Below are 7373 nucleotides of genomic sequence, written 5' to 3'. Positions count from 1 at the left end.
ACGCCGTTCTTCACGAACTATCGTCCGCAGTTTTATTTCCGGACGACGGACGTGACGGGAACGGTTGCGCTTCCGGAGGGCACGGAGATGGTGATGCCGGGCGACAATGTGACGATGGACGTCACGCTGATCGCGCCGATCGCCATGGACGAGGGCCTGCGCTTCGCGATCCGCGAGGGCGGGCGCACCGTCGGCGCCGGCGTCGTCGCTTCGATCTCGAAGTAAGCAGGGCCGGTAGAGGACGGGGCGGGGTTTCGGCCCCGCCAGAGATTAAGCCGCGGCGCCGCGGGGCACGTACACGCCCCCGGTCGCCGCTTCCTCCCCGCACTAGGCGCGGGGAAGGTTCGAAGGGTGGTTGGCATGGATAGCCAGAACATTCGCATCCGCCTGAAGGCGTTCGATCATCGGATCTTGGACCAGTCCACGAAGGAAATCGTGAGCACGGCCAAGCGGACCGGTGCGGCCGTGCGGGGCCCGATCCCGCTGCCGACTCGGGTGGAGCGATTCACGACGCTGCGCGGCCCGCACGTCGACAAGAAGAGCCGCGAGCAGTTCGAGATTCGCACGCACAAGCGGGTGCTCGACATCGTCGATCCCACGCCGCAGACGGTCGATGCGCTGATGAAGCTCGACCTCGCGGCCGGTGTCGACGTCGAGATCAAGCTGTAAGAAGGACCAGTCCGATGCGAAGCGGCGTGATTGCGAAGAAGCTGGGCATGACCCGGATCTGGACGGAGGACGGCACGAAATTGCCGGTCACCGTGCTGCAGATGGACGAGGTGCAGGTCACCGCGGTCCGGACGATGGAGCGCGACGGCTATACCGCCGTTCAGCTCGGGGCCGGCAAGCGCAAGGTGAAGCACACCACGAAGCCGATGCGTGGGCATTTCGCCAAGGCGCGGGTCGAGCCGAAGCGTAAGCTGGCCGAGTTCCGTGTCAGCGACGAGTGTATGCTGAACCCGGGCGACGAGCTTACGGCGGAACACTTCCTGGCGGGTCAGCGTATCGACGTCACCGGGACGTCGATCGGCAAGGGCTTCCAGGGCGCGATGAAGCGGCACAATTTCGGCGGTCTGCGGGCCAGTCACGGTGTGTCGATCTCGCACCGCGCGCATGGCTCGACCGGTCAGTGTCAGGATCCGGGCAAGGTGTTCAAGGGCAAGAAGATGGCCGGCCACATGGGTGCCGAGCGCGTCACGGTCCTGAACCTCGAGGTCGTCCGCACGGATCTGGAGCGTGGGCTCCTGCTGGTGCGTGGCGCGGTTCCGGGATCGAAGAACGGCTGGGTTCTGGTTCGCGACGCGGTCAAGTCGACCATGCCGGAAGGCCTGCCGATGCCGGCCGCGATCAAGGCGGCGGCTGACGAGGCGGCTCCGGCCGAGGCGACCGAGGCTCCTGCCGAAGCCGAGCAGGCCGGCGACGAGAAGTCCGACTCCTAAGGTCGGCGTTTCGGGTAGAGGATTTGAACGATGAAGACCAAGGTCTTGACGCTCGACAATAAGGCCGCCGGCGACATTGAGCTCGCCGACGAGATCTTCGGGCTCGAGCCGCGCAAGGACATCCTGGCGCGCATGGTCAACTACCAGCTCGCCAAGCGCCGGGCCGGTACGCACCACGCGCAGACCCGGAACGAGGTTGCGGGCACCAGTGCCAAGATGTACCGCCAGAAGGGCACCGGCCGCGCCCGCCAGGGCAACGGCAAGGCGCCGCAGTTCCGTGGCGGCGGCAAGGCGTTCGGCCCGGTCGTGCGCGATCACGCCCATCGGCTGAACAAGAAGGTGCGCAAGCTGGCGATGCGTCACGCGCTCTCGTCGAAGCAGGCGGACGGCTCGCTGATCGTCATCGACGACGCGGCCGTGACCTCGCCGAAGACGAAGGAGTTGAGGGCGAAGCTGGCCGCGCTCGGACTGGAGAACGCGCTGATCGTGGGCGGTGCCGAGGTGGATCAGAACCTCAGCCTCGCCGCGCGTAACATTCCGCTGATCGACGTGCTGCCGACGCAGGGCGCCAACGTTTACGACATTCTTCGCCGCCAGAAGCTGGTGCTGACCAAGGCGGCCGTCGAAGGGCTGGAGGCCCGGTTGAAATGAGCTGGAAATTCTTCACCAAGCCGGCGCTCTCGACCGAGCGCATGTATGACGTGATCGTCGCCCCGGTCATCACCGAGAAGGCGACGAATGTCAGCGAGCATAATCAGGTGGTCTTCAAGGTGGCGAAGGATGCCACCAAGCCGGAGATCAAGGCGGCCGTCGAGAAGCTGTTCGACGTCAAGGTCACCGGCGTGAACACGCTGGTGGTCAAGGGTAAGACCAAGCGCTTCCGTGGCCGTCCGGGCCGGCGTAGCGACTGGAAGAAGGCCGTCGTCAGCCTGGCCGAGGGTTCCTCGATCGACGTCGCGACCGGCGTTTGATCGGCGACGGAAAGTTAAGGATTTCGAGAGATGGCGCTTAAGAGCTACAAGCCGACCACCCCGGGCCAGCGCGGCCTGGTGCTGGTCAACCGCTCCGAGCTGTATAAGGGCGAGCCGGTCAAGAAGCTGACCGAGGGTCTGACGAAGTCGGGCGGTCGCAACAATTCCGGCCGCGTCACCGCGCGTCGCCGGGGCGGCGGCCACAAGCGCAAGTATCGCGTGATTGACTTCAAGCGTCGGAAGTGGGACATGCCGGCCACGGTTCAGCGGCTGGAATATGATCCGAACCGCACCGCCTTCATCGCGCTGATCGAGTATCAGGATGGCGAACAGGCCTATATCCTGGCCCCGCAGCGCCTGAAAGAGGGCGATACGGTCGTCGCCGGCGCGCGTGTCGACGTCAAGCCGGGCAATGCGATGCCGATGGCGCGCATGCCGATCGGCACCATCATCCACAATGTGGAGATGAAGCCGGGCAAGGGCGGTCAGATCGCGCGGTCGGCCGGTGCCTATTGCCAGCTCGTCGGTCGCGATCAGGGCTATGCGCAGTTGAAGCTCACCTCGGGCGAGCTTCGCGTGGTTCGGGCGGAGTGCATGGCGACGGTCGGCGCCGTGTCGAACCCGGATCAGCAGAACACCAATCTCGGCAAGGCCGGCCGTAACCGGTGGCAGGGCAAGCGCCCGTCGGTTCGCGGCGTGGTGATGAACCCGGTCGATCACCCGCATGGCGGCGGCGAGGGCCGCACCTCGGGCGGTCGTCACCCGGTCACCCCGTGGGGCAAGCCGACCAAGGGCAAGCGGACGCGGTCGAACAAGTCGACGGACAAGTACATCATCCGTCGTCGCCGCACCAAGAAGTAAGGAATAGGCGCCATGGCTCGTTCAGTTTGGAAAGGTCCGTTCGTCGACGACTATCTCCTCGGCAAGGCGGAGAAGGCGCGCGATTCGGGTCGCAAGGAGGTCATCCGGACCTGGTCGCGTCGCTCGACCATCCTGCCGCAGTTCGTCGGCCTGACCTTCGGCGTGCATAACGGTCGCAAGCATGTGCCGGTCCTGGTGACCGAGCAGATGATCGGCCACAAGTTCGGCGAGTTCGCGCCGAGCCGCACCTATTATGGCCACGCGGCCGACAAGAAGGCGAAGAGGAGATAAGTCATGGGCAAGGCGGCACGTGAACGCACGCTCGACGATGTCGAGGCCCGGGCGATCTCTCGCACCATACGGATCAGCCCGCAGAAGCTGAACCTCGTCGCGGCGATGATTCGCGGCAAGACGGTTCAGACGGCGCTGGCCGATCTGACCTTCGCGCGGCGCCGGATCGCCGGCGACGTCAAGAAGGTCTTGGAGTCGGCGGTGGCGAACGCGGAGAACAATCATCAGCTCGACGTCGATCGGCTGTTCGTCAAGGAAGCCTATGTCGGCAAGAGCTTCGTGATGAAGCGCTTCCGTCCCCGGGCGCGCGGCCGGGTCGGTCGAATCCAGAAGCCGTTTTCGAACCTGACGATCGTGGTCCGCGAGCGCGAGGAGGCCGAGTAATGGGTCAGAAAATCAATCCGATCGGGCTGCGCGTCGGCATCAACCGCACCTGGGACAGCCGCTGGTTCTCCAGCCGGAACTACGCGAAGCTGCTCCATAAGGATATCGAGCTGCGCAAGTATCTCGAGGAGCGCCTGAAACAGGCCGGTGTCAGCCGTATCGTCATCGAACGTCCGGCGGGCCGCGCACGGGTCACGATCCACACCGCCCGTCCGGGCGTCGTGATCGGCAAGAAGGGCGCGGATATCGAGAAGCTGCGCCAGGATTTGTCGAAGCGCAGCGGCGGTGACGTCGCGCTCAATATCGTAGAGATCCGCAAGCCGGAGCTGGACGCCAAGCTGGTGGCCGACAACATCGCCCAGCAGTTGGAGCGTCGCGTGGCCTTCCGCCGCGCCATGAAGCGCTCGGTGCAGAATGCCATGCGTATGGGTGCCCAGGGTATTCGGATCAACTGCGCCGGCCGTCTCGGTGGCGCGGAGATCGCGCGCACGGAGTGGTATCGCGAAGGCCGCGTGCCGTTGCATACGCTGCGCGCGGATATCGATTTCGGCATGTCCGAGGCGCACACGACTTACGGCGTCTGCGGTGTCAAGGTCTGGATCTTCAAGGGCGAAGTCATGGCCCATGATCCGATGGCGCTGGACAAGCGCCTGGCCGAGGCGCAGGGCAGCGGCTCCGGTGGGGGTGGCGGTCACCGCTGATCCGGCTAGGACCGCGCGGGTTGAGAGAAACATCGGCGGATGCCGGGTCGGGAGGAAGTGACCGGCCGCACCGCACCAGAGAGACGGGTTTGTAGAGATGCTGAGTCCGAAGCGAACCAAATTCCGCAAGGCGCATAAGGGCCGTATTCATGGCCTGGCGAAGGGCGGAGCCACGCTCAACTTCGGCAGCCACGGGCTGAAGGCCATGGAGCCGGGGCGGATTTCCGCGCGTCAGATCGAGGCGGCGCGCCGTGCGATCGTTCGCCGCATCCGCCGTCAGGGCAAGGTGTGGATTCGGGTCTTCCCGGATGTGCCGGTGTCGAAGAAGCCGGCCGAGGTTCGCATGGGCAAGGGCAAGGGCTCGCCCGAGCTGTGGGTCTGCCGCGTGAAGCCGGGCCGCATCATGTTCGAGATGGACGGCGTGCCGGGCGATATCGCCAAGGACGCCTTCGAACTCGCCGCGGCCAAGATGCCGATCAAGTGCAAGGTCGTCAGCCGGATCGGCATGTAAGGGGTGAAGGTGATGAAGATCGAGGATTTGCGGACGAAGTCCGACGACGAGCTGAAGGATCAGCTGGAGTCGCTCAACAAGGAAGCCTTCAACCTGCGCTTCCAGGCGGCGAGCGGCCAGCTCGAGAACACGGCGCGGGTGCGTCAGGTGCGCCGCGACATCGCGCGCATCAAGACCATCGTCGCCCAGCGCCAGGCGGAAAAGGCGGCCTGAGCCCCGGTGGGGTCGGGACCGCACGACGGAGTAGAGAGCAATGCCGAAACGCATTCTGCAGGGCAAGGTGGTCTCGGATAAGACCGACAAGACCATCGTTGTCGAGGTCGAGCGCCGGGTGAGCCATCCGGTGTTCAAGAAGTTCGTGAAGAAGTCGAAGCGCTTCATGGCGCATGACGAGAGCAACGCGGCCAAGATCGGTGACCTTGTGCGCATCCAGGAGTCTCGTCCCCATTCCAAGCGCAAGCGCTGGGAATTGGTGACGGACGGCGCGGATGCGGCGCAGCCGGCCGACGCGTGACGGGCAAGTAAGTAGGGCAATCGACGTAACAGTCGGGATCGGGAGTAGATCGCCATGATCCAGATGCAGAGCAACCTCGACGTCGCCGATAACAGCGGCGCGCGCCGGGTCCAGTGCATCAAGGTGTTGGGCGGCTCGAAGCGTCGGTTCGCTTCGGTCGGTGACATCATCGTCGTCTCCGTCAAGGAGGCGATTCCGCGCGGTCGCGTGAAGAAGGGCGCGGTCCATCGTGCCGTCATCGTGCGCACCGCGAAGGAGATCAAGCGTCCGGACGGGTCGACCATCAAGTTCGACGCCAACGCGGCCGTGCTGATCAACAAGACGGGCGATCCGATCGGAACCCGTATCTTCGGGCCTGTGGTGCGCGAACTGCGCGCCAAGCGGTTCATGAAGATCATCTCTCTTGCGCCGGAGGTCATCTGATGGCGGCGAAGATCAAGAAGGGCGATACGGTGGTTGTCCTGACCGGTCGCGACAAGGGCAAGGAGGGCGAAGTGCTCTCCGTGCGCCCGAAGGATAACAAGGTCGTGGTTCAGGGCGTCGCGATGGCCAAGCGCCATCAGCGCCCGTCCCAGACCAGCCAGGGCGGCATCGTCGAGCAGGAAATGGCGATCGATATCTCGAACGTCGCGCTGCTCGATCCGAAGGACAAGAAGCCGACGCGTGTTGGCTTCAAGGTTCTGAACGACGGTCGGAAGGTTCGTGTCTCGAAGCGTTCCGGCGAGGAAATCGGCGCCTGACGATACGTCCGGTCGGTTCTGTCGAGCCGGTCGGATACGGTCCTCGGGTTTGGTTAAAGGAATTGGGTAGATGGCGGAAGATCGCTACGTCCCGCGGCTGAAGAAGCTCTACGACGACCAGATCAAGGCGGAGTTGAAGAGCGAGTTCGGCTATAAGAACGCGATGGAAGTGCCGCGTCTGGATAAGATCGTGATCAACATGGGCGTCGGCGAGGCTGTCCAGGATCGCAAGAAGCTCCAGAACGCGATGGAGGAGCTCGCGCTCATCACCGGCCAGAAGCCGGTGTCGACCAAGGCGCGCAAGTCGGTCGCCGGGTTCAAGATCCGTGACGGCATGGCGATCGGCTGCAAGGTCACGCTGCGCCGCGATCGGATGTGGGACTTCCTGGACCGGCTTATTACGATCGCGCTGCCGCGCGTGCGCGATTTCCGGGGCGTCAAGGCGAACAGCTTCGACGGCAACGGAAATTACGCGATGGGCCTGCGCGAACAGATCGTGTTCCCGGAGATCGAGTACGACAAGGTCGACGATACCCGCGGCATGGATATCGTGATCTGCACGACGGCAGCGTCGAACGCGGAGGCAAAGACGTTGCTCTCCAAGTTCAATATGCCGTTCCAGAGCTAAGACGGGAGACGTCGAGATGGCAAAGAAAAGCGCCGTCGAAAAGAACAACCGCCGCATCAAGCTCTCGAAGCGCTATGCTGCGAAGCGTGCCACCTTGAAAGCGATCGTCCACGACAAGGACATCGCTCCCGAGGAACGCTTCCAGGCGCAGATGAAGCTGAACGGCCTGCCCCGCAATGCCTCGCCGGTGCGCGTGCGCAACCGCTGCGAGCTGTCGGGCCGTCCGCGGGCGTTCTATCGTAAGTTCCGCATTTCGCGCATCGCGCTTCGCGATCTGGCCTCGACCGGCCAGATCCCGGGCGTGGTGAAGTCGAGCTGGTAAGGAGGGTCGGA

General features: G+C 64.3%; 16 protein-coding genes. All 16 read left to right on the top strand.

The features are described 5' to 3' along the window. The coding region (locus tag KAJ83_RS09160; RefSeq protein ID WP_485020549.1) for an EF-Tu C-terminal domain-related protein at window positions 1-225 on the top strand (225 nt) is incomplete at its 5' end. A 135-nt stretch (window positions 226-360) separates the two neighbouring features. Then, window positions 361-669 carry a 30S ribosomal protein S10 gene (gene rpsJ, locus KAJ83_RS09155; RefSeq protein ID WP_210681736.1) on the top strand — a complete coding sequence of 103 codons (309 nt, stop codon included), beginning with the start codon at window positions 361-363 and terminating at the stop codon, window positions 667-669. Between the two features lie 14 nt (window positions 670-683). Beyond that, complete coding sequence (rplC, locus tag KAJ83_RS09150; protein WP_210681735.1) at window positions 684-1439, top strand: 50S ribosomal protein L3; 756 nt, start codon at window positions 684-686, stop codon at window positions 1437-1439. A 30-nt stretch (window positions 1440-1469) separates the two neighbouring features. After that, on the top strand, window positions 1470-2090 hold the full coding sequence (gene rplD / locus KAJ83_RS09145; protein ID WP_210681734.1) for a 50S ribosomal protein L4: 621 nt from the start codon (window positions 1470-1472) through the stop codon (window positions 2088-2090). Next, on the top strand, window positions 2087-2410 hold the full coding sequence (locus tag KAJ83_RS09140) for a 50S ribosomal protein L23 (protein ID WP_210681733.1): 324 nt from the start codon (window positions 2087-2089) through the stop codon (window positions 2408-2410). The genes rplD and KAJ83_RS09140 overlap by 4 nt, the downstream gene beginning before the upstream one ends. A gap of 30 nt (window positions 2411-2440) precedes the next feature. Continuing rightward, window positions 2441-3271 carry a 50S ribosomal protein L2 gene (rplB, locus tag KAJ83_RS09135; protein ID WP_210681732.1) on the top strand — a complete coding sequence of 277 codons (831 nt, stop codon included), beginning with the start codon at window positions 2441-2443 and terminating at the stop codon, window positions 3269-3271. Window positions 3272-3283: 12 nt separating this feature from the next. Further along, the gene (rpsS, locus tag KAJ83_RS09130) at window positions 3284-3562 is read left to right on the top strand and encodes a 30S ribosomal protein S19 (protein ID WP_210681731.1); all 279 of its coding nucleotides are present in this window, start codon (window positions 3284-3286) and stop codon (window positions 3560-3562) included. Window positions 3563-3565: 3 nt separating this feature from the next. After that, window positions 3566-3946 carry a 50S ribosomal protein L22 gene (gene rplV, locus KAJ83_RS09125; protein ID WP_210681730.1) on the top strand — a complete coding sequence of 127 codons (381 nt, stop codon included), beginning with the start codon at window positions 3566-3568 and terminating at the stop codon, window positions 3944-3946. Beyond that, window positions 3946-4647, top strand: coding sequence for a 30S ribosomal protein S3 (gene rpsC / locus KAJ83_RS09120; protein WP_210681729.1), 702 nt, complete (start codon window positions 3946-3948; stop codon window positions 4645-4647). Before rplV ends, rpsC begins: the two co-directional genes overlap by 1 nt. Before the next feature lie 97 nt (window positions 4648-4744). After that, window positions 4745-5158, top strand: coding sequence for a 50S ribosomal protein L16 (gene rplP, locus KAJ83_RS09115; RefSeq protein WP_210681728.1), 414 nt, complete (start codon window positions 4745-4747; stop codon window positions 5156-5158). Between the two features lie 12 nt (window positions 5159-5170). Further along, a complete protein-coding gene (gene rpmC / locus KAJ83_RS09110; protein WP_246484382.1) occupies window positions 5171-5371 on the top strand; it encodes a 50S ribosomal protein L29 in 201 nt (66 codons plus the stop codon). A 40-nt stretch (window positions 5372-5411) separates the two neighbouring features. Then, window positions 5412-5672, top strand: a complete 261-nt coding sequence (rpsQ, locus tag KAJ83_RS09105; protein WP_210681726.1) for a 30S ribosomal protein S17 — start codon at window positions 5412-5414, stop codon at window positions 5670-5672. A gap of 54 nt (window positions 5673-5726) precedes the next feature. Further along, the gene (rplN, locus tag KAJ83_RS09100; RefSeq protein WP_210681725.1) at window positions 5727-6095 is read left to right on the top strand and encodes a 50S ribosomal protein L14; all 369 of its coding nucleotides are present in this window, start codon (window positions 5727-5729) and stop codon (window positions 6093-6095) included. After that, window positions 6092-6412 carry a 50S ribosomal protein L24 gene (gene rplX / locus KAJ83_RS09095; protein WP_417568563.1) on the top strand — a complete coding sequence of 107 codons (321 nt, stop codon included), beginning with the start codon at window positions 6092-6094 and terminating at the stop codon, window positions 6410-6412. The genes rplN and rplX overlap by 4 nt, the downstream gene beginning before the upstream one ends. Before the next feature lie 70 nt (window positions 6413-6482). Next, entirely contained in the window at window positions 6483-7040 is a 558-nt protein-coding gene (gene rplE, locus KAJ83_RS09090) for a 50S ribosomal protein L5 (protein WP_210681723.1), read from the top strand. A 16-nt stretch (window positions 7041-7056) separates the two neighbouring features. Beyond that, window positions 7057-7362: a 30S ribosomal protein S14 gene (gene rpsN, locus KAJ83_RS09085; RefSeq protein WP_210681722.1), complete on the top strand. Its 306-nt coding sequence runs from the start codon at window positions 7057-7059 to the stop codon at window positions 7360-7362. The last annotated feature ends 11 nt before the right edge of the window (window positions 7363-7373 follow it).

Source organism: Marivibrio halodurans, from assembly GCF_017963645.1.
GTDB classification, from domain to species: Bacteria; Pseudomonadota; Alphaproteobacteria; order UBA8366; family Aestuariispiraceae; genus Marivibrio; species Marivibrio halodurans.
Note: the sequence above shows the minus strand (reverse complement) of the source record. Positions and strands in the feature narration are given on the sequence as shown.